Annotated in this window: 18 protein-coding genes; 7 read left to right on the top strand and 11 right to left on the bottom strand. The window is 69.2% G+C overall.

Annotation, left to right across the window (positions count from 1 at the left end; all coding sequences use genetic code 11):
* Positions 1 to 55: 55 nt before the first annotated feature.
* From pstC to pstB, 3 genes are read left to right on the top strand one after another with little or no spacing between them, the layout of a single operon-like run.
* Entirely contained in the window at positions 56 to 1,051 is a 996-nt protein-coding gene (gene pstC, locus FB473_RS01240) for a phosphate ABC transporter permease subunit PstC (RefSeq protein ID WP_167164088.1), read from the top strand.
* Complete coding sequence (pstA, locus tag FB473_RS01235; RefSeq protein WP_167164086.1) at positions 1,048 to 2,151, top strand: phosphate ABC transporter permease PstA; 1,104 nt, start codon at positions 1,048 to 1,050, stop codon at positions 2,149 to 2,151. The genes pstC and pstA overlap by 4 nt, the downstream gene beginning before the upstream one ends.
* 31 nt (positions 2,152 to 2,182) lie before the next feature.
* Complete coding sequence (pstB, locus tag FB473_RS01230; protein WP_167164084.1) at positions 2,183 to 2,962, top strand: phosphate ABC transporter ATP-binding protein PstB; 780 nt, start codon at positions 2,183 to 2,185, stop codon at positions 2,960 to 2,962.
* A gap of 912 nt (positions 2,963 to 3,874) precedes the next feature.
* Here pstB and FB473_RS01225 read toward each other — a convergent pair.
* The 10 genes from FB473_RS01225 to FB473_RS01180 all read right to left on the bottom strand — a co-directional run bounded on the left by FB473_RS01225 (position 3,875) and on the right by FB473_RS01180 (position 14,147).
* Positions 3,875 to 5,077 carry a glycoside hydrolase family 3 protein gene (locus FB473_RS01225; RefSeq protein ID WP_167164082.1) on the bottom strand — a complete coding sequence of 401 codons (1,203 nt, stop codon included), beginning with the start codon at positions 5,075 to 5,077 and terminating at the stop codon, positions 3,875 to 3,877.
* Positions 5,074 to 6,558 (bottom strand): mycothione reductase, encoded by a 1,485-nt coding sequence (locus FB473_RS01220; RefSeq protein ID WP_341769997.1) that lies wholly within the window; start codon positions 6,556 to 6,558, stop codon positions 5,074 to 5,076. The genes FB473_RS01225 and FB473_RS01220 overlap by 4 nt, the downstream gene beginning before the upstream one ends.
* 47 nt (positions 6,559 to 6,605) lie before the next feature.
* Positions 6,606 to 7,292 carry a histidine phosphatase family protein gene (locus FB473_RS01215; RefSeq protein ID WP_167164080.1) on the bottom strand — a complete coding sequence of 229 codons (687 nt, stop codon included), beginning with the start codon at positions 7,290 to 7,292 and terminating at the stop codon, positions 6,606 to 6,608.
* Between the two features lie 206 nt (positions 7,293 to 7,498).
* Positions 7,499 to 9,103, bottom strand: coding sequence for a uroporphyrinogen-III synthase (locus FB473_RS01210; RefSeq protein WP_341769996.1), 1,605 nt, complete (start codon positions 9,101 to 9,103; stop codon positions 7,499 to 7,501).
* A gap of 111 nt (positions 9,104 to 9,214) precedes the next feature.
* Positions 9,215 to 9,316 (bottom strand): 30S ribosomal protein bS22, encoded by a 102-nt coding sequence (locus FB473_RS01205; protein ID WP_084669282.1) that lies wholly within the window; start codon positions 9,314 to 9,316, stop codon positions 9,215 to 9,217.
* 164 nt (positions 9,317 to 9,480) lie between these two features.
* Positions 9,481 to 10,296: a pyrroline-5-carboxylate reductase gene (proC, locus tag FB473_RS01200; protein WP_341769995.1), complete on the bottom strand. Its 816-nt coding sequence runs from the start codon at positions 10,294 to 10,296 to the stop codon at positions 9,481 to 9,483.
* Between the two features lie 3 nt (positions 10,297 to 10,299).
* The gene (locus FB473_RS01195) at positions 10,300 to 11,331 is read right to left on the bottom strand and encodes an aspartate-semialdehyde dehydrogenase (RefSeq protein ID WP_376837326.1); all 1,032 of its coding nucleotides are present in this window, start codon (positions 11,329 to 11,331) and stop codon (positions 10,300 to 10,302) included.
* Positions 11,332 to 11,552: 221 nt separating this feature from the next.
* Positions 11,553 to 12,278, bottom strand: coding sequence for a CPBP family intramembrane glutamic endopeptidase (locus tag FB473_RS01190; protein ID WP_243863626.1), 726 nt, complete (start codon positions 12,276 to 12,278; stop codon positions 11,553 to 11,555).
* A 49-nt stretch (positions 12,279 to 12,327) separates the two neighbouring features.
* The gene (locus FB473_RS01185; RefSeq protein ID WP_167164076.1) at positions 12,328 to 13,275 is read right to left on the bottom strand and encodes a proline dehydrogenase family protein; all 948 of its coding nucleotides are present in this window, start codon (positions 13,273 to 13,275) and stop codon (positions 12,328 to 12,330) included.
* Positions 13,272 to 14,147 carry a sugar phosphate isomerase/epimerase family protein gene (locus tag FB473_RS01180; RefSeq protein ID WP_341769994.1) on the bottom strand — a complete coding sequence of 292 codons (876 nt, stop codon included), beginning with the start codon at positions 14,145 to 14,147 and terminating at the stop codon, positions 13,272 to 13,274. Before FB473_RS01180 ends, FB473_RS01185 begins: the two co-directional genes overlap by 4 nt.
* Positions 14,148 to 14,286: 139 nt before the next feature.
* Between FB473_RS01180 and FB473_RS01175 the strand changes: the two genes are divergently transcribed.
* Genes FB473_RS01175 through disA form a run of 3 tightly spaced genes read left to right on the top strand, consistent with a single transcriptional unit; the run spans position 14,287 to position 17,457 of the window.
* A complete protein-coding gene (locus tag FB473_RS01175) occupies positions 14,287 to 14,925 on the top strand; it encodes a VOC family protein (RefSeq protein WP_167164072.1) in 639 nt (212 codons plus the stop codon).
* A 59-nt stretch (positions 14,926 to 14,984) separates the two neighbouring features.
* Complete coding sequence (gene radA, locus FB473_RS01170) at positions 14,985 to 16,385, top strand: DNA repair protein RadA (RefSeq protein ID WP_167164070.1); 1,401 nt, start codon at positions 14,985 to 14,987, stop codon at positions 16,383 to 16,385.
* A 13-nt stretch (positions 16,386 to 16,398) separates the two neighbouring features.
* On the top strand, positions 16,399 to 17,457 hold the full coding sequence (gene disA / locus FB473_RS01165) for a DNA integrity scanning diadenylate cyclase DisA (protein WP_341769993.1): 1,059 nt from the start codon (positions 16,399 to 16,401) through the stop codon (positions 17,455 to 17,457).
* A gap of 14 nt (positions 17,458 to 17,471) precedes the next feature.
* Here the strand turns inward: disA and FB473_RS01160 are convergent, their stop codons facing one another.
* A complete protein-coding gene (locus FB473_RS01160; RefSeq protein ID WP_167164068.1) occupies positions 17,472 to 18,173 on the bottom strand; it encodes a hypothetical protein in 702 nt (233 codons plus the stop codon).
* A gap of 61 nt (positions 18,174 to 18,234) precedes the next feature.
* Between FB473_RS01160 and FB473_RS01155 the strand changes: the two genes are divergently transcribed.
* On the top strand, positions 18,235 to 19,098 hold the full coding sequence (locus tag FB473_RS01155) for an A/G-specific adenine glycosylase (protein ID WP_167164066.1): 864 nt from the start codon (positions 18,235 to 18,237) through the stop codon (positions 19,096 to 19,098).
* Positions 19,099 to 19,129 lie beyond the last annotated feature (31 nt).

Raw genomic sequence — 19,129 nt, 5'->3', positions numbered from 1 at the left:
GGGGGGCGGGTGCGTGTGCACAGCCTTGTCAGCCGACTCTTACTGGAGACACCACATGTCCGCAACACGCGGGGAGGTCGCCGTGGGCGACTCGACCCCCGACCTGCCCCTCACATCGTCCGGTCACGCGGGCGACTCGGTATTCAAGGGTCTCTCGGTCGGTTCCGGGATGCTCATCATGGCCATTCTCGCGGCGGTCGCGATCTTCCTGATCGGGCAATCGGTGCCCGCGTTCCTGGGCGACGCCCACTACCCCAACCAGACCACCAATGTCTGGAGCTACGTCCTGCCCTACCTGTTCGGCACGGTCTGGGCCTCGTTCCTCGCCCTGCTGTTCGCCGTCCCGGTGGCCGTGGGCATCGCCTTGTACGTCTCCCACTACGCCCCCAAGTTCCTGGCGACCCCGGTGGCCTTCGTCATCGACCTGCTGGCCGCTGTGCCCTCGGTCGTCTTCGGCCTGTGGGGCATCAACGTGCTCGCGCCACAGATCCAGCCGCTCTACACCTGGCTCGCCGATCACCTGAGCTTCATCCCGTTCTTCGCAGGGCCGGCGTCCGGCACGGGACGCACGATGCTGACCGCCGCGCTCGTGCTCGCCATCATGGTCCTGCCGATCGTCACCTCGCTGTCGCGGGAGGTCTTCCTGCGCACCCCCGGCCTGCAGGAGGAGGCGTCCCTGGCCCTCGGCGCCACACGCTGGGAGATGATCCGGCAGGTGGTCTTCCCGTTCGGCCGCTCCGGGGTCGTCTCGGCGGCCATGCTCGGGCTCGGGCGCGCTCTCGGTGAGACCATGGCGGTGGCCATGGTGCTGTCGCCCGGCCGGTTCATGAGCGTCAATCTGGTCAGCTCCAACAACCCCAACACGATCGCGGCGAACATCGCGCTCACATTTCCCGAGGCTGACACCGCCACCGTCCCGACGTTGATCGCGACCGGCCTCGTCCTGTTCGTCATCACCTTCGTGGTCAACCTGCTGGGCCGCATGATCACCGGAGGCAGGAGAACCCGCCCGGTTGCCCGGCGCGCCGGCAAGGAGGACGCCGACCGATGAGTATCGACACCACAACGACCGGCGCCCAGCCTGAGGCCCGGATCCGCGACACGAGCCTGACGGGCGGGCAGCTGCCCAAGTACACCGACCTGGCGCTGCTCGTCGTCTCCGTCTGCGTCGCCGCCGCACTGCTGGCCCTGTTCGGGGCGTTCGGCATCGTCACCTCGCTCATCCTCGGCGTCCTGATCTTCCTGGTGAGCGTCTACGCGCTCGCCTTCGCCGTGGAGGGGCAGCGCCGGGCATCCAACCGGCTGGCCAGGTATGTGATCTTCGGCGCGTTCATCCTCGCGCTCATCCCGCTGGTCTCCCTGCTCGTCGAGGTGATCGGGCAGGGCTGGAACCGGTTCGACCTCGACTACTTCACCCAGAGCAAGCGCAACGTCGTCGGCGAGGGCGGTGGCGCATCGCACGCCATCGCGGGAACGCTCATCGTCACGGGCCTGGCGACCCTGTTCTCCGTGCCGATCGGCCTGTTCACGGCCATCTACCTCGTCGAGTACGGCAACAACGGCTTCCTCAAGCGGGCCATCACGTTCCTCGTCGACGTCATGACGGGTATTCCCTCGATCGTCGCGGGCCTGTTCGCCTATGCCCTGTTCTCCACGCTCCTGGGGCCTTCGAAGTCGGGTCTGGCCGGTGCGGTCGCCCTGTCGGTGCTGATGATCCCCTACGTCGTGCGCAACTCGGAGGAGATCATCCGGTTGGTGCCCAACAGCCTTCGCGAAGCGTCCTACGCATTGGGCGTCAAGAGGTGGCGGACCATCGTCCGGGTCGTGCTCCCGACGTCGATCTCGGGCATCGTCTCGGGTGTTATCCTGGCGATCGCCCGCATCATCGGCGAGACCGCCCCGCTGCTGGTCACCATGGGATTCACCGACTCGATGAACTACAACCCGCTGCCGACCGGCGGCAACGCCGTCAATCCCATGACCTCGCTTCCCGTGTTCGTGTACTACGAATACACGCGCCCCGGTAGACCGCAATCCGCCTACTTCGACCGCGCCTGGACCGGTGCCCTCATCCTGGTGCTGATCGTCATGATCCTGAACATCGTCGGACGCATCATCGCCAAGCGCTTCGCACCCAAGATCAACCGCTGAGCACCCTCGACCAGAAAGCAGAGCAACAACAATGGCCAAGCGTATGGAGTTGAAGAACCTCAACGTCTACTACGGCGACTTCCTCGCCGTCGAGGGTGTCGACATGGTGATCGAGCCGCGTGCGGTGACCGCGTTCATCGGCCCGTCGGGCTGCGGCAAGTCGACGGTGCTGCGCACACTCGACCGCATGCTCGAACTCACCCCGGGCGGGCACGTCTCCGGTGAGGTGCTGCTCGACGAACAGAACATCTACGCGAACAACGTCGATCCGGTGCGCGTCCGCCAGCAGGTGGGCATGGTGTTCCAGCAGCCCAACCCGTTCCCGACGATGAGCATCCGCGACAACGTGCTCGCCGGCATCAAGCTGAACGCCCGGCGCATGGCGAAGGCCCAGCAGGACGAAGTGGTGGAGCGCTCGCTGCAGGGCGCCAACCTCTGGAAGGAAGTCAAGGATCGCCTCGACGCCCCGGGCAACGGGCTGTCCGGCGGCCAGCAGCAGCGCCTGTGCATCGCCCGCGCGATCGCCATCCAGCCCGAGGTGTTGTTGATGGACGAGCCCTGCTCGGCCCTCGACCCGATCTCGACGCTGGCGATCGAGGACCTGATCCAGGAGCTCAAGGAGAACTACACGGTCGTCATCGTCACCCACAACATGCAGCAGGCATCGCGGGTGTCGGACAAGACCGGCTTCTTCAACATCGAGGGGACGGGCAAGCCGGGGCACCTCGTGGAGTTCGACCAGACCGAGAAGATCTTCACCAACCCCACCCAGAAGGACACCGAGCGCTACATCACCGGTCAGTTCGGCTGATCCTTCGATCTCGGGGGTGGGTTGGCTGCTGCCGCAGTTTCTGACCTACTGCCGCAGTTCTGACGGCGGGTGAAGGCGCGGTGGCTGATCTCCGGTCTCGGGGGGTGGGCTGGCTGCCGCTGGTGCCGGAGGGACCTCCCCCGGAACGCGCACAGCCGGGTGAGTGCGCTGGTGGCAGTGGGTTTTGACGGGGGTCTCGAAGGGATAGGTTCCGGGGGAGGTCCCTCCGGCACCAGCTTCGAGGTCACCCGAGCACCACGTAGTTGTGTCGTCGGACGCGTTCCCGACGCTATTGGCGCGTGCCGTCAGGGTGCTGTGAGGCGCTCGCTCACCGCGCTTGCCCGGACGGCTCCACCCCCGACGGGCCCAGGGACCGGCTGGCGCACCCCCAAGAACCGGCTGGCGCACCCCCGGAACCCTGGGCTTACCACCCTCCTTCACGCGGCTCGCGTGGCGCTCACGCGGACCCAAGTGCTTCCCGCGGGCCGTATACCGCCCGCGGGAAGATACAGCACCCGCGCGAGACCGGGTTCGGGCCGTAGCTGGGCCCGAGCAGCCACTGGGCGGCCGCTGGGAGGGCTCCGCCAAGGGCTGGTGCTGGAGGCTCCGCCAAGGGCTAGTGCTGGAGGCTCCGCCAAGGGCTAGTGCTGGAGGCTCCGCCAAGGGCTAGTGCTGGAGGGCTCGTCCCGGAGCCTATCTGTGAGAACCCGCCCCCCGCCCCACGAAACCCGCCTGCTCGGCCGACCACAAGGGCTCCGGGACGAGCCCTCCAGCACCAGCCCGCCCCCGACCGACCGAACCAACCTGAACCGAACCGAACCAGACCGAGAACCGAACCAGACCGAACTGAGCTGAGTTGAACCGAGTTGAACCGCAACGTAACCCCGGCCGCTGCAACCGCGACCCGCCGGATCACGCGCAGGAGAGCAGCCCGATCTCCTGCTTCAGGGCGAGGACGCGAGCGGCCTTCACGGCGAGTTCATCGGCGAACGAGGGATCGGCCTGAGCCTCGGCCAGCGTCCCGGCGATCATCGCCTGAACCGCGTCAGGATCCACCGCCACCACGAGATCGCCACCCGCACGCAGGAACATCGTCCCCCGCTGGTCGGCCGGGTAGTCCGCCACAGCGGCCGCGACGCCCAGGTCGTCCGAGATCACCACACCGTCGAAGCCCATCCGCTGCCGCAGGATGCCGGTCACGATCGTCTGCGAGAACACCGCCGGGTGGTCGGGGTCGACCTGTGTGTAGATCGCGGACGACACCATCACCGAGTTCGCACCGGCTTCGATCGCCTGCTCGAAGGAAACCAGCTCGTCGTCGGTCAGGGTGCTCACCTGGTCCCGGCCGATCGCGTCGTCCGTGTTCTCCGGCACCTGCCCGAGCCCGGGGAAGTGTTTGACACTGCTCGCCACCCCGGCGTCGCCGAGGCCCTCGACGACCTGGGTGACCTTCGCGGCGACCACCGCCGGGTCGTCCCCGTAGCCCCGCTGCAGCTGCCCGATGGCCGCGTTGTAGGGCACCTGGTCGGCCGGCACGACGTCGGCCACCGGTGCCAGGTCGATGTTCGCACCCGCCTCGCCCAGTTCGGAGCCCCACGTACGCCAGGCTGAGCCCAGGTCGGCGTCCGCCCATTGTCCCTGCTCAGCAGCGGCCGGGATGTCGCTGAACCCCTCGCCCCGGAGGCGCTGCACGGCTCCGCCTTCCTGGTCGACGGCGATGAGCAGGGGCTCACCGGGGACGGCTGCCTGAAGCTGTTCGACGAACTGAGCCGTTGCGGCCAGGCCGTCGGTGCGATCGCCCACCAGGATCACCGAGCCCGCACTGCCGGCCGCGAGGTCTTCTGCGGCCTGGTCGACCGTCACACCCGCCGCGACCCCCTCCATGTAGAGCTGGCCGACCTGGTCGGCCTGGCTGAGCTGCTGTGCCTCGGTCAGGCAGGCGACATGTGGCGTCGGGCTGGGAGTCGGGGACGACACGGTCGGGGTGACCGCCGATCCGGGGGACGTCGGCACGCCGGTCGACGGCGTCCCGCCCGGGGGCTGTGCGCAACCGGCCAGCACGAGACTCGCAGCCGCCGTGGCGGCCGCGATCCGCGCGCCCGATCCGCGGGTCATATCGCCGTGCCGGGGGCCTCTCCGGCGCGACGGTGCTCGGCGATCGCCCGATCGAGGCCGAGCAATGCGTTCTCGACCACCTCGGTGGGGGCGGGATGAATCCAGTACTGGCCGCGGGCGATGGTGGACGCGTCCTGCCCGAAACTCATGCCCTGGATGAGCGGCTGGATCAGGCTGGTGGCCTCCGGGCCGACGATGTGAGCGCCGAGCAGCCTGCCCGACTCGGGGTCGCCGAGGAGTTTCACGAAGTGGTTCTCGTCGGCGATCGCCCAGCCGTAGGCGGTCCAGCCGTACTTGTGCGTGTAGGCGACGAACGGTGTGCCGGCGCGCTCCAGCTCTGCCGCGGTCGCCCCGACGGTGGCCACCTCCGGCAGGCCGAAGACTCCCTGGGGGACGAAACGCTCGTCGCTCGCGACCAGGGCACCGCCGTCCCGCTCGGCGAGCAGGTTGCGCTTGACGACCCTCGCCTGCGCGTTGGCCAGGTGTTTCAGCATGTGCCGGTTGCAGATGTCACCGAGGGCCCAGATGTGGGCGGCGGTGGTGCGCAAGTGCTCGTCGGTGCGGACGAAGCCTTCGTCGTCCACCTCCACACCGGCCCGCTCGAGATGCAGTTGGTCACCGTTGGGAATACGACCGGCGCAGACCAGCACGGCATCGGCCGCATAGCTGTACTCGATGCCGTCCGGGTCCTGGGTCGTCAGCACCACGCCGCCGTCGTCGTCGGGTTCGAGGCCCGTCGCCTGCTGGTTGAGCCGCAGCACGACGCGCTCCCCCAGCGCGGCCGTCACGGCCGCGGCGACATCGGGATCGAAGGCCCGCAGCAGCGAATCCCGGCGGGCGATGATCGCGACCTGGCTTCCCAACCCCGAGAAGATATGCCCGAACTCCACCGCCTCGGTGCCGCCGCCGATGATGATCAGCCGCTTGGGCAGTTGCGGCACACGCATGATCGACTCAGACGTGTGGACGAAGGCCCCCAGATAGGGCTCGTCGAAGCCGGGCGCGTCCAGCAGACGGGGACGCGACCCGGCTGCCAGGACGATGCGATCGGCCGTGAAGGTCTGGCCCGCGACGTGCAGGGTGTGCGCGTCGATGAAGGTGGCTGCGCCGTGGAGGACGCTCACGTTGGGGCGTGCCACGAGACCAGCCAGCCCGGAGGCGGCGATGGCGTCCGTGCGACCGAAGACGCGGGCCTGCAGCGCGGCGAAGTCGGCGCCCCGGAAGCTCAGGTTCACGTCGACCGCACGGGCCTGAGCCGGGGCCACGGCATACCGAGCGGGCATCGCGAGCATTTTCGTCGGGATACAGCCGGCATTGAGGCAGGTGCCGCCGAACGCATCCGTCGGCCCGACGCCGTTGTCGATCAGCGCGATGCGCCAGCCGTCGATGTCGTCGTCGATGAGGCTGAGGCCCGAGCCGGACCCGATGATGGCGAGATCGACATGCCCGACCCGGTTGCCCTCCCGCGCCGAAGTGCCCACTGGTGTCCTCCTTCTCCTGGGGCTCGTCCCGCTGGAACGACCCATCGTCATGTGCCGGACGAGAACGCCCGATGCGGCTTGTCACGGAGCAGGTCCCGAGCGGGCTCCGCGTAGGTGACACCAACCAGCCTGCCACCGGCGAACCGGAACGTGGTGACGCTGCCGAGCGTGCACTGGCGTTTCCTGGGATCGTGGGCGAGCCTGCGGCCTTCGGCGTAGAGCCGCAGCGACCAGATCGGCAGTTGGTGGCTGACGAGCACCGCCTGCTCACCTGGGGCCAGGCGCCGGCCCACCTCGGTGACCGCCTCGGCCATCCGGCTCGCGATGTCGGCATACGGTTCGCCCCACGACGGCCGCAGTGGGTTCACGTAGTAGCGAAGGTTCCTCGGGTCGAACAGAGCACGGCTGTGCCTGCCGAACACCTGACCGGCAAGGCGGTTGTCCGCCTCGATGAGCCGATCGTCCAGTGTCACGGGCGTCTCGGGGTGAAGGCCTGCGATCGGCTCCATCGTCTCTTGGGCGCGTTCGAGAGGGCTGGTCCTCAGCTCGGCCAGGGGGATGTTCGCGAACCATTCGCCGAGCCGGGTGGCCATGGCACGCCCGTTGTCCGACAGGTGGTAGCCGGGCAGGCGCCCGTAGAGGATTCCGGTGGGGTTGCGCACCTCTCCGTGCCGGACGAGATGCACCTGGCTGACGGGAGGACTCGCGGGGGCGGCGGTTTCGTTGGGCTCCACTCTGGCAGCTTACCCAGAGCCCGCGGCAGCCCGCCAAGCACACGGGGCCCGATGCCGACTCGTGACCATCCTTCCCGGAACCGCGCCGAAGTCGGTCCTGACCACAGCGGCACTGAGATCACGAGGAAGATCACCCCAGGCTTGCGGAAGTTCTGTCACGACCGAGGCAGCAGACCTCCACGGATACCGGCCTCGGTCGGGGAGGACTACTTGTGCCGACGCGCGCGACGCTGTGAGGGACGTCGAACGGGCTCACCACGAGCGACGAGATCATCGCGGCGGTGGGCCGCGAAGTCGGCGAGGGCATCGACGAGATCGATCATGCCCGGACGCTCGCTCACCGCGTCCACTCGCAGGCCGTGCTCCTCGCATGCCGCGACCGTGGCCGGGCCGATGGCCGCGATGATCGTGTCGGGGTGCGGCTTGCCCGCGATACCGACCATGTTCCGCACCGTGCTCGCGCTGCTGAAGACGACGGCGTCGAATCGTCCACCTTTGATGCCTTCGCGCACGTCGGCCGGAGGGGGCGCGGCGCGCACGGTGCGGTAGGCGGTCACGTCCTCGACCTCCCAGCCGAGTTCGTTGAGACTCGATGCCAGGGCCTCGACGGCGATGTCGGCCCTCGGGAGGAAGATGCGGTTGATGGGGTCGAGCACCTCGTCGAACGCGGGGAACTCAGCAGCCAGCGCCTCACTGCGCTGTTCGCCCTCGGGCACCAGATCGGGGATGATGCCCCAGCTCTTGAGCGCGTACCGGGTCTGGCTGCCCACCGACGCGATGCGCAGACCCGAGAAGGCCCGCGCGTCCAGCCCGAAAGCGGCCAGCCGCTCCGTGACGGCGCGCACGGCATTGGCGGAGTTGAAGATGATCCACTGGAACCTGCCGTCGACCAGCCCTTGGATGGCCCGTTCCATCGGCTGCGGGTTGCGCGGCGGCTCGACCGAGATGGTCGGCACCTGCACCGGTGTGGCGCCGTGCTGTTCCAGCCGCCGCTCCAGCACACCCGACAGGCCCTTCGTCCGGGGGACGAGGACGCGCCATCCGAACAGGGGTTTCGACTCGAACCAGTTGAGCGCCGGGTCGCGGTGTGCGGCGGGCCCGATCACGACTGCCGCGTTGGAGTCGTCCGCATCCGCGGCGGCTTCCGGAAGATGCGCGAGGGTCGTCTCGATGGATCGTTGCGCCCTCGACGCGTAGCCGAGGGTCAGCAGGGTCGGTTCCTCGGGTGACCAACCGGAGCCGAGGGCGCGATCGGTAAGCTCCTCGAGCTGGTCCGTGGTGACGAGCGCGACGACCGACTGATTGGCGTGCACCGCCCCCGGAGCCGAGGAGAGAAGGCTTTCCGGTCCCAGTTGGACGCCGGCCAACGTCGTCGCCAGCGTCGCACGAGCCAGGCCCGGCACCATGTCGATACTGCAGCCGAGATCTCGCAGGGCCGCCGCCAGCGGGGCCGCCTCACCATCGACCAGCGGGTCACCCGTGACGAGCCAGACGACCGTGCTCCCGCTCTTGGCGAAGCCGGCCACCTTCTCGAGGTCGGGGCGTTCGTCGGCGGTCAACACGAGGGTGCGAGGACGCACCGTGACCTCGGGCTCGGACAGGAGCCCCTCGTCCACGCCGGGATTGCAGACCAGGACGTCGGCCTCGGCGATCACCTTGACCGCCGCCAAGGTGAGCTGGAGCGGCCCACCCATACCGACTCCGACGAAGACGACGTAGCCGGATGCCGGACGCCTCGGGCCACCGTCCAGCGGGTCCAACGCGGACTCATCACACTCGGCCAGCGCTACGGCCGGTTGGTGGTGGCTCACGACATCTCCTTCAGGCAACCATCGACGAACGACTACGGCCCCCCGAACCAGCACATGGGACGGCACGACCCGCTCTCATCCATTTGCGAGGAATGGATCAACCCTGGAGGGTCAGCGCCCTGCGCGGCGACGCTGAATACGCGTCTTCTTCAAAAGCTTGCGGTGCTTCTTCTTCGCCATGCGCTTGCGGCGCTTCTTGATGACCGATCCCACCTGTGAACCTCTCGAACTCTTGATAACCCGCAGATGAATACGGGACGACGAACGTGCGGCATGACCGCAACTCGGTTAGTTTAGCGCCGGACTGATTGATAGGGAAACCGACGATGACACGCGGATACGGCCCCGCGGACGATCGATCTGTGCTTCGGCCGCACTCATCCGCGACTGACGTCGTGGGCTGCCTGGATCGCATCGGCGACCGCCGCACGCGTCGCGTGGGCGTCCAACTGGCGGATCGCGGCCGCGGTGGTCCCTCCCGGCGAGGTGACTCGTTCCCGGAGCACCGTCGGATGCTCGCCGAGCGCTAGCAACTGCGCCGACCCGAGGATCGTCTGCACGACCATCTCCGTGGACTCGGCGCGAGTCAGCCCCAGCTGCACCCCGGCCTCGATCATCGCCTCGGCCAGGTAGAAGACGTAGGCCGGGCCCGATCCCGAGACCGCGGTCGCGGCGTCCTGAAGGGTCTCCGGCAGCACGACGGTGCGTCCCACGGCCTCCAGCAGGCGGTTCGCGAGGGCGAGCTGATCGTCCGAGACATCCGGCCCCGGCGAGACCGCGGTCATGCCCTGCCCGATCTGGGCGGGCGTGTTCGGGATGACCCGGATGGCCGGGATCCCGGCGGGAAGGTGGGACGCCAGGCGTGCGAGCGTGACGCCGGCGCATATCGAGATGAGCAGGGCCCCGTCGGCCAGCAAGGGGGCCAGGCCGTCCAGGGCGCCGTCGGCGTCCTTCGGCTTCACGGCCAGCACCACCACGCGGGCGCGCGGGACCGCGTCGGCGACCTCACCGGTCACCCGCAACCCCGGCTCGGACGCCAGCTGCTCCCGACGAGTCGCCATCCGCTCGACCACCGCTACGTCGACCCAGCCCTGGGCGACCAGGCCGGAGGCGATGGCCGAGCCCATCACGCCACCGCCGACGATCGCGACGGGCGTGGCGAGCACCTGCCCAGAACCTGTCTCGTTGCCCACGGCTCAGGCCTCGCTCACGACGAGTTCGGCGATCTGGATCGCGTTGAGAGCGGCGCCCTTGCGCAGGTTGTCGGAGGCGATGAACAACACGAGCCCTCTGCCGTCCGGCAGCGAGCGGTCCTGACGGATACGGCCGACGAGACTCACATCGATGCCCGCGGCGTCCCGCGGCGTCGGCACCTCGGCGAGCTGCACGCCGGGGGCGTCAGCGAGGATGGCCGTCGCCTCGTTCACATCGATCTCACGACCGAACTCGGCGTGGACGACCAGCGAATGCCCCGTGAACACGGGGACGCGGACGCAGGTGCCCGCGACGAGCAACTCCGGCAGGTGCAGGATCTTTCGCGACTCGTTGCGCAGCTTCTGCTCTTCGTCGGTCTCGAGGAGGCCGTCGTCCACGAGCGAGCCCGCCCACGGCACGGCGTTGAAGGCGATCGGCGCGACGTACGGCCCCAGATCGGCCGGCGCGAGCGCGCCGCCGTCGAAGGCCAGCCGCGCGAAGTCCTGCTGCGTGGCCGCCAGCACCTGGTCACGCAGGGTGGCCACACCCGCCAACCCGGAGCCGGAGGTGGCCTGATAGGTGGCGACCGTGAGCCGCTGCAGCCCGGCGGCGTCGTGCAGCGCCTTCATCGCGGGCATCGCAGCCATGGTGGTGCAGTTCGGGTTGGCGATGATGCCTTTGGGCGGGTTCTTGACATCGGCCGGGTTGACCTCGCTGACGACCAGCGGCACTGCCGGATCCATGCGCCAGCACGACGAGTTGTCGACCACCGTGGCCCCGGCGGCCGCCACCTTCGGGGCGAACTCGTGGGACGCCTGCTTGCCGGCGCTGAAGATCGCGACGTCGAGCCCGCTGAAGTCGGCTGTCGCCATGTCCTCGACGACAACGTCGGAGCCGTCCCACGGCAGCTTTCGGCCCGCGGACCGCTCGGAGGCGAAGTAACGGATGTCGTCCACGGGGAAGCTCCGCTCGGCAAGCAGCGTGCGCATCACGCCGCCGACCTGGCCGGTGGCCCCGAATACCCCAACTCGCATGGGCGCCAGCCTACCGCCGGTCGATCGAACGGGCCGCGGCTGCCCATCAGCCCTGCTGCGAAAAGCGGCCGAGCACCGCGATCCGCAGGAGAATCTGACGCCAGTTGACCAAGAAGGCCGTTTCCGGCTCGGACAGGGAATCCAGAGTCAGATTTTCTTGTGGTATTCGTCGTGGTCCCCACACGGGCAGACCTGTCACCCCGGGCGACAGCACCGAGGACCTACAACCAGCCCACGACTCCCGCGAGCAACGAGTAGCCGACGAAAGCGGCCACGTCCAGCAGTGTGTGAGCGATGATCAGCGGCCACAGTCGGCCGGTCTTCTTGTAGAACCACCCCATGGCAAGCCCCATCACGAGGTTGCCGATGAACCCACCGAACCCCTGGTAGAGGTGGTAGCTCCCGCGCACCAGCGCGCTGACGACGATGATCGACTCGATCCGCCAGCCGCACTGCTTCCAGCGGGCGAACAGGTAGCCGATCATGACCACCTCTTCGAGCACGCCGTTCATGAACGCCGCGAGGCAGTACATCGGGATCGTCCACCACACCTCGGTGAGGTTGGCCGGGACGACGTTGGTGTTGATGCCGATCGAGCGGGCGAACAGGTAGAACGCCAGCCCCGGGATACCGATGGCGGCTGCCAGCCCAACCCCCCAGGCGACGTCCCGTCCGCGACGGCTGCCGTCGATGCCGAGCGAGGCCCAGGGCGAGGGCTTCGGCGGGCAGATGCGCCACACCAGGTAGAGGCACAGGATCGGGTAGGCGAAGGGGAACAGGTTTTCGGCCAACTGGTAGGCGAAGTCGAGCCACGGCCGGTCGGGGGTCACCGAACTGTTCATGGTCGACGTCTGGTCGCTCAGGCGTGTCTCGCGGGTGAGCCGCTCGATGATGCTCAGCACCGAGTACACGGCCGAGCGCCCCAGGGACAGGGCCAGGACGATCATGGTCTCGGCGAACAGACGGCGCCGGTCGGCACGTGCGGTGGCCGGCACCTCAGCGCTTCCCCAGCATCGAGCGAATGAAAAGCGCCGTGTTGGCCGGGCGTTCCGCGAGGTTGCGGACGTAGTAGTCGTACCAGCCGGGGCCGAAGGGCACATAGACCCGGGCGGTGTGGCCGATGTCGACCAGCCGGCGCTGCTCGAGCGGCCGGATGCCGTACAGCATCTGGAACTCGTAGCTGTCGGCGGCGCGGCCGGTGCGTCTGATCAGTTCCTCGGATATGGCCACCAGCCGGGGATCATGGGTGGCCACCAGGGGCACGGCCTGGCTCGACATCAGCATCCTCAGGGTGCGGACGAAGGCCAGGTCGACATCGTGCTTCCCACGATGGGCCACCGACCTCGGCGCCCTGAAGGATCCCTTGCACAACCGGACGCGGACACCCGGCATCGCGATCTCGCGCGCGTCGTCCTCGGTGCGCCGCAGCGCGGCCTGCAGCGTGATCCCGGTGCCCGGCAGATCCTGATGCAGTTCGCGCCAGATGGCCAGCGTCCCGTCCACCAACTCGTGGTGGGACATGTCGATCGTGACGAAGGCGCCGGCGTTGCTGCTCGCCCGGCACACCAGCCGCGCGTAGGCGAGCGCCAGTTCACCACCGGTGCGCCCGCCGTCCAGCACCTCGTCCCTCAACTCCTGACCGAGCCAGCCCAGCCGAACCGACAGCTCCGCTCCCGGGGCGATGCCCTCGTCCCTCAGACGCTGGACCAGGTCGAGATAGCCCTGCAGGTTCCGGGCGGCGTCCGCGGGCACCTCGACGGGCACGCCCAGGTACTCGACGCTGAAGCGCAGGCCCCTGCTCGCCAGCAGGCGCAGCACGGGCACGAGGTCGTCCAGCGTCTGCCCGGCGACGTACCGGTTCACCAGATCGCGCGCCGCGGGAGCCGACATGGCCGCCTCGCGGACGGCGTCCCTGGCCGCCCAGTGCACCAGGAGGCTGGTCATCTCCTCCGCCCCGCCTTCGCGGCCTCGAGCCGGCCGGCCGCCAGCTGATGCCGGGTCTCGGCCAGGCACTCCCCGAGTTGGAGCTCGCGTTCGTCCCGGGTGAGCCGTCGAGTGTTGATCTCATGGATGACGTGCCCGGTGAACCCGTGCGCGGCCAGCGTCCGGACGACCTCCCAGGCGTCCTGCGCGCCCTGACCGGGGAAGAGGTGCTCGTCCTTGACCGACCCCAGCCCATCGGTGAGGTGCACGTGACGCAACCTCGGGCCCCAGGCGTCGACGTAGTCGAGGGCGCGGACGCGCGCGGTCGCCGCGTGGGACAGATCGAGGGTGAGGTCGTCGAAATCCTGATCGGTGGGATCCCAGCCGGGCAGATATGCCTGCAGGCTCGCACCGGGGCCACGCCACGGATACATGTTCTCGACCGCGATGGTCACACCGGTCTCGGCGGCCAGTTCCCGCACGCCGGCGACGAAGGTGCGCGCGTACTCGCGCTGCCAGCGGAACGGCGGGTGGACGACGACCAGGTCTGCCCCGAGGGTGACCGCCGCATGGCACGACATGCGCAGCCGTTGCCAGGGGTCGGGGCTCCAGACGTTCTGTGTGATCACCAGGCAGGGGCTGTGGACGCTCAGGACGGCCACCTGGTGGTAGTCCTGCAACTTGTGTACGTAGTCGATGTCGGTGCTCGGGGGATCGATGCCCACCATCAACTCGACGCCGTCGTAGCCGAGCTCCGCGGCGAGCTCGAAGGCACTCGCCGTCGTCTCCGGGTAGACCGTCGAGGTTCCCAGGCCGACCAGCGAGCGGGGACGCGGGCGCGGGACGCCCCGGGCGTCACCGTCCGGACTGTCGGCGCGACGATCTGGCTGCACACGTCCACCGTACTTGCATACGCGACCGGTTCGCCCACCGTGTGAACGGCGGACCCACACGACACGCCCCGAAGCCCCCGCGAAGGGTGCAACACTCCCGATTGGCTTCGGAGAGGCACTGCTTGCCACAATGGGCTGCATGCACGTCAGCCACCTGACCTTCGTCGCCGGACCCAAGGGCCTTCCCTCCGCCGTGGACGGGCTCAGCGCGGCGCTCGGACGCAAGTTCAAAGATGGTGGGTACCACCCCAGATTCGGTACCCGCAACAACATCCTGCCGCTCGCCGAGGGACGCTACCTCGAGGCGGTCGAGGTACTCGATCATCTGGCGGCTGACAAGGCCGTCTATGGCCAGGCCGTGCGTGCCCGCCAGGAGAACGGCGGCGGGTGGCTGGGCTGGGTGATCTCGGTCGACGACCTGGCCCCCTACGAGACGCGCCTGGGCCGCAAGGCCGTGCCCGGATCGCGTCAGTTCCCCGACGGACGCCGTCTCGAGTGGGAGCAGATCGGCATCACCGGGCTCATCACCGACCCGCAGCTGCCCTACTTCCTCAAGTGGGAGTCGCCCGCCGACGTCCTGCCGTCGGCACTGGCTGGCGATGTGCGTATCGACACCATCGAGATCGGCGGATCGCGCGACCGCGTGGAGGACTGGATCGGGTCGCCCATCGGCGAGACGTTCGACGGCATCACGATCGCGTTCAGCACACCCAATGGTCACCCCGGTGTCGACGCCGTCACCTTCGACGTGCCCGGCATCGGCATGGTGCGCATCTGAGGACGCCTCCGCGCCCGGCGGCACCGGATTGTGTCGGTGGCAGGCCGTAGTCTGCGACCGTGGCCACGAAGATCGACGCGTATCAGTGCACCGAATGCGGGTGGACGACCAACCGCTGGGTAGGACGCTGCGGCGAGTGCCAGACATGGGGCAGTGTCGCGGAACGGGGTGCGCCCAAGCTCCGGTCGGTCAGCGTCTCGGCACCCACCGAGCGTGCCGTGCCGATCGCCCAGGTGGACGTTCACGAGGCCGATCGCCGGCTGACCGGCATCGGCGAGCTCGACCGGGTGCTCGGCGGTGGGCTGGTGCCGGGGGCCGTCGTCCTGCTCGCCGGTGAGCCGGGGGTGGGCAAGTCGACTCTCCTGCTCGAGGTGGCGTCCCGCTGGGCACGAGGCGGCCAGACGACCCTGTACGTGACCGGCGAGGAATCCGCCGCCCAGGTGCGCCTGCGAGCCGGGCGGACGCGCGCTCTGGCCGATCAGCTCTACCTCGCCGCCGAGACCGATCTGGGCACTCTGCTGGGGCACGTGGAGCAGGTCGACCCGAGCCTGCTCGTCGTCGACTCCGTGCAGACGATCGGCACCGCCGACGCCGACGGCTCCCCCGGCGGTGTCAGCCAGGTGCGTGAGGTCACCGCGGCGCTCGTCCGGGTGGCCAAGCGCCGCGGGATGGCGGTGGTCATCGTGGGCCACGTGACCAAGGAGGGCTCCATCGCGGGGCCACGTCTGCTGGAACATCTGGTCGACGTCGTGCTGGCGTTCGAGGGCGACCGGCATTCGGGGTTCCGTATGGTGCGGGCGACCAAGAACCGGTTCGGCCCCTCGGACGAGGTCGGCTGCTTCGAGATGGGCGATGCCGGCATCGTCGAGGTGCCCGATCCCTCGGGCCTGTTCACCAGCCAGGCGAGCGAGCCCATCCCCGGCACGTGCGTCACCGTGACGATGGAGGGCACCCGTCCGATGCTGGCCGAGGTGCAGGCTCTGGTCGCGGCCGTTCCCAACGAGACACCGCCGCGCCGCGTGACCCACGGCGTCGACGGCTCCAGGGTGGCGATGATCCTGGCCGTCTTGCAGCGCAAAGCACATTTTCCCTTGTCGCGGCGAGATGTCTATGTGTCGACCGTCGGCGGGGCCCGTATCGGAGACCCGGCTGCCGACCTGGCCATGGCCATCGCGGTCGCCTCGGCGACGGTGGACGCGAACTACCACAAGCGCGTCATCGCGCTCGGCGAGGTGGGTCTCGCCGGAGACCTGCGACGCGTCCCCGGGCTGGAACGGCGGGTGGGCGAGGCCGCACGGCTGGGGTTCGAACTGGCTGTCGTCCCCGCCAACAACCGCGACCCGCACAGCCGGCTCCCCGACATGCACGGCCTGAAGGTGGTCGAGGTCGCCACCATCGCCGAGGCCATCGGGGCACTCGGCCTCAGCAGGGCCGGACGCAGTGACCCGGATGCCCGATGACTAGACTCAACGCGTGAGCAAACAACGCGTCCTGGGCCACGACGAGGAACGATACCGTCGCTACCGCGCGCAGCTCGCTCCCGGGACCCCCCTTCGGGAGGGTCTGGAGCGCATCCGTGCCGGGCACACGGGCGCACTGGTCGTCCTCGGGACGAACAAGGTGGTCGAGCAGATCTCGACCGGTGGGTTCATCGTCGACACCGACTTCACCGCCACGGCCCTGCGCGAGTTAGCCAAGATGGACGGCGGGATAGTCGTCAGCACCGACCTCGGGACGATCATCTCGGCCGGGGTCCATTTCACCCCGTCGGGTGAGTTGCCGACGATCGAGACCGGCACCCGGCACCGCACCGCTGATCGCATCGCCCTGCAGAGCAACATCCCGGTGGTCACGGTGTCGGCATCCATGTCGACGATCGCCCTGTTCATGTCGGGGTTGCGCTACCCCATCGAGTCGTCGGAGCAGATCTTCGTGCGCGCCGAGCAGGCCCTGGCGGCTCTGTCGCGTTACCGCGATCGCCTCGACGCCGTCACGCGCGAGCTCTCGGGCCTCGAGATCAACCGGCTCGTCACCGTGGGCGACCTGGTCAAGGCCGTGCAGCCGTTGGCGATGGTCCGCCGGCTGGACGAGGAACTGCAGGGCTACGTGGAGGCTCTGGGCGTCGACGGACGGCTGCTGCAACTGCAACTGTTCGAGCTGACGTCGGGGATCGACCAGCTCGCCACACTGCTGGAGATCGACTACCGACCGGACGACCGCTCGGACTTCAACCTCGACGTGCTGCGCCATCTGCCCACCGGCGACCTGCTCGACCTCCAGACCGTCGCGACGGCCATCGGGCTACCCGGCGACCTCGATCATCACCTCGAGAGCCGCGGGTACCGGCTGGTGTCGCAGACCGCGCAGATGGGCACCGCGATGGCAGGGACGCTGCTCGATCATTTCGGGTCGCTGCAGGCGATGTTCGGCGCCTCGCGCGATGATCTGGCCTCGGTGCCGGGTGTGGACAAGGCGCAGGCCCTCGCGATCCGCGACGGCCTCGCAAGGTTGTCCGAGCAGATCGGACGCTGAGCGGCTCGTCCGCCTCAGGCCGCCTGCACCTGCATGACGAAACGTCCGCTGGCCGACCCGACGCTGGCGGTCGCCACATAGGTGCCCGCTCCCAGTGCCGTGGAGGCCAGCTCGCATCCGGACGCCCGCTGGACCGGCCACGTCACCTCGAAGGGCACCTCCTGGTCCTTGAGGACGTCGAGCGTGCCCTGGGGATGCCAGTCGGGACAGTCACCCGTGGCCCAGATGTGGTCGGCTCCCGAGGCGACGACCAGTTGCGCATCGGTCGCCGCGAGGTCGACCGTGCAGTGCTCCTCACTGGTGGTGAGCACCACGCTGAGGGCGACGGGCTCGCCCGACCGCACGGGGCTCTGGCCGTCCACGCGCACCGTGAGGGCCGCGGGTTCGCAGGCCGCGACCACGGGCTCGGCAGGCGTCGACTCCGCCTCCGATTCCGCGGCTGCGGGCTCCTGCGGAGTGGTTTCCTCCGACGCCGGTGGCACCGGCTCGGATTCGCTGACGGCGGTCTCGTCCACCGCCGTGACAGGAACCGAGGCATCGGCGGAGACGCTGTTCGAAGTCGTGGGCGTCCCCACGACGGCCCGGTCGCCCCGGAGACGTGAAACCCCCACGCCGACGAGCACGGCCAAGGCGACGACCAACACGCCCACGAGCACGCGGCGCGTCCAGTAGGCGGAAGCCGGCAAAGGTCCGATCGGGTCGAGCCAACCCTGCATGGCGACATGCTATGGGGTGACGTATCCTCGCGCGCGTCTCCCACGCGGGTACGCTTCCGGAATGCACGCCGACCGCCAAGCCGCCATCGCGTCGGTGACCGGTTGGTTCGCCGTCAACACCCGCGACCTACCCTGGCGGCACAGCACGCCGTGGGGCGTTCTGGTGAGCGAGTTCATGCTGCAGCAGACTCCGGTCTCCCGCGTCCTGGACGTCTGGGCGTACTGGCTGGGCCGATGGCCGAACCCTGCCGCATTGGCGGCCGAGCCGTCGTCCGCCGCCGTCGCCGCGTGGGGACGCCTGGGCTACCCGCGGCGCGCCCTCCGGCTGCACGCCGCGGCCACGGCGATCGTCGGCGAGCACGGCGGTGAGGTGCCGCGCGACCATGACGCCCTGCTGGGGCTGCCCGGCGTCGGTGCGTACACGGCCGCGGCCGTGGCCAGCTTCGCGTTCGGCGATGCCTACCCCGTGCTGGACACGAACGTGCGCCGCGTGCTGGCGCGGCTGGAGTCGGGGACGCAGTTCCCGCCGCCGCATCCGTCAGCCGCCGAGCGCGTCCGGGCCACGGAATGGACGACTCAGGCCGGCCCGCGCGCCGCACTCTGGGCCGCCGCCGTCATGGAACTGGGCGCGCTGGTGTGCACGAGCCGCCGTCCCGATTGTGGCGCGTGCCCGGTGGCGGAATCGTGCGCCTGGCACGCAGCCGGCCATCCCCCCGGCCGGACGCGACCGCGCGCGCAGGCATGGGCCGGGACGAACCGGCAATGCCGCGGCGTCCTGCTCGACGTCGTCCGCCGGTCGCCCGATGGCGTCGACGTGACGCACCTGCTGGCGGCCTGGGACGACCGCGACCAGGCTGTCACCGCGCTCGACGGGCTCGTGGCCGACGGCCTGGTGGCACTCGACGGGCATCTCGTGCGGCTGTGACGAGCACCGGCCGCCCGCATCCGGCACGCGC

Origin of the sequence: Brooklawnia cerclae (assembly GCF_011758645.1) — a bacterium.
Taxonomy (GTDB): domain Bacteria; phylum Actinomycetota; class Actinomycetes; order Propionibacteriales; family Propionibacteriaceae; genus Brooklawnia; species Brooklawnia cerclae.
Note: the sequence above shows the minus strand (reverse complement) of the source record. Positions and strands in the feature narration are given on the sequence as shown.

Excerpts from the sequence above, each read along its gene's own strand:
- pstC (WP_167164088.1), top strand. The coding sequence starts at position 56 with ATGTCCGCAACACGCGGGGAGGTCGCCGTGGGCGACTCGACCCCCGAC.
- pstA (WP_167164086.1), top strand. The coding sequence starts at position 1,048 with ATGAGTATCGACACCACAACGACCGGCGCCCAGCCTGAGGCCCGGATC.
- pstB (WP_167164084.1), top strand. The coding sequence starts at position 2,183 with ATGGCCAAGCGTATGGAGTTGAAGAACCTCAACGTCTACTACGGCGAC.
- FB473_RS01225 (WP_167164082.1), bottom strand. The coding sequence starts at position 5,077 with ATGACCCGCGGATCGGGCGCGCGGATCGCGGCCGCCACGGCGGCTGCG.
- FB473_RS01195 (WP_376837326.1), bottom strand. The coding sequence starts at position 11,331 with ATGCGAGTTGGGGTATTCGGGGCCACCGGCCAGGTCGGCGGCGTGATG.
- FB473_RS01190 (WP_243863626.1), bottom strand. The coding sequence starts at position 12,278 with ATGATCGTCCTGGCCCTGTCCCTGGGGCGCTCGGCCGTGTACTCGGTG.
- FB473_RS01185 (WP_167164076.1), bottom strand. The coding sequence starts at position 13,275 with ATGACCAGCCTCCTGGTGCACTGGGCGGCCAGGGACGCCGTCCGCGAG.
- FB473_RS01175 (WP_167164072.1), top strand. The coding sequence starts at position 14,287 with ATGCACGTCAGCCACCTGACCTTCGTCGCCGGACCCAAGGGCCTTCCC.
- FB473_RS01160 (WP_167164068.1), bottom strand. The coding sequence starts at position 18,173 with ATGCAGGGTTGGCTCGACCCGATCGGACCTTTGCCGGCTTCCGCCTAC.
- FB473_RS01155 (WP_167164066.1), top strand. The coding sequence starts at position 18,235 with ATGCACGCCGACCGCCAAGCCGCCATCGCGTCGGTGACCGGTTGGTTC.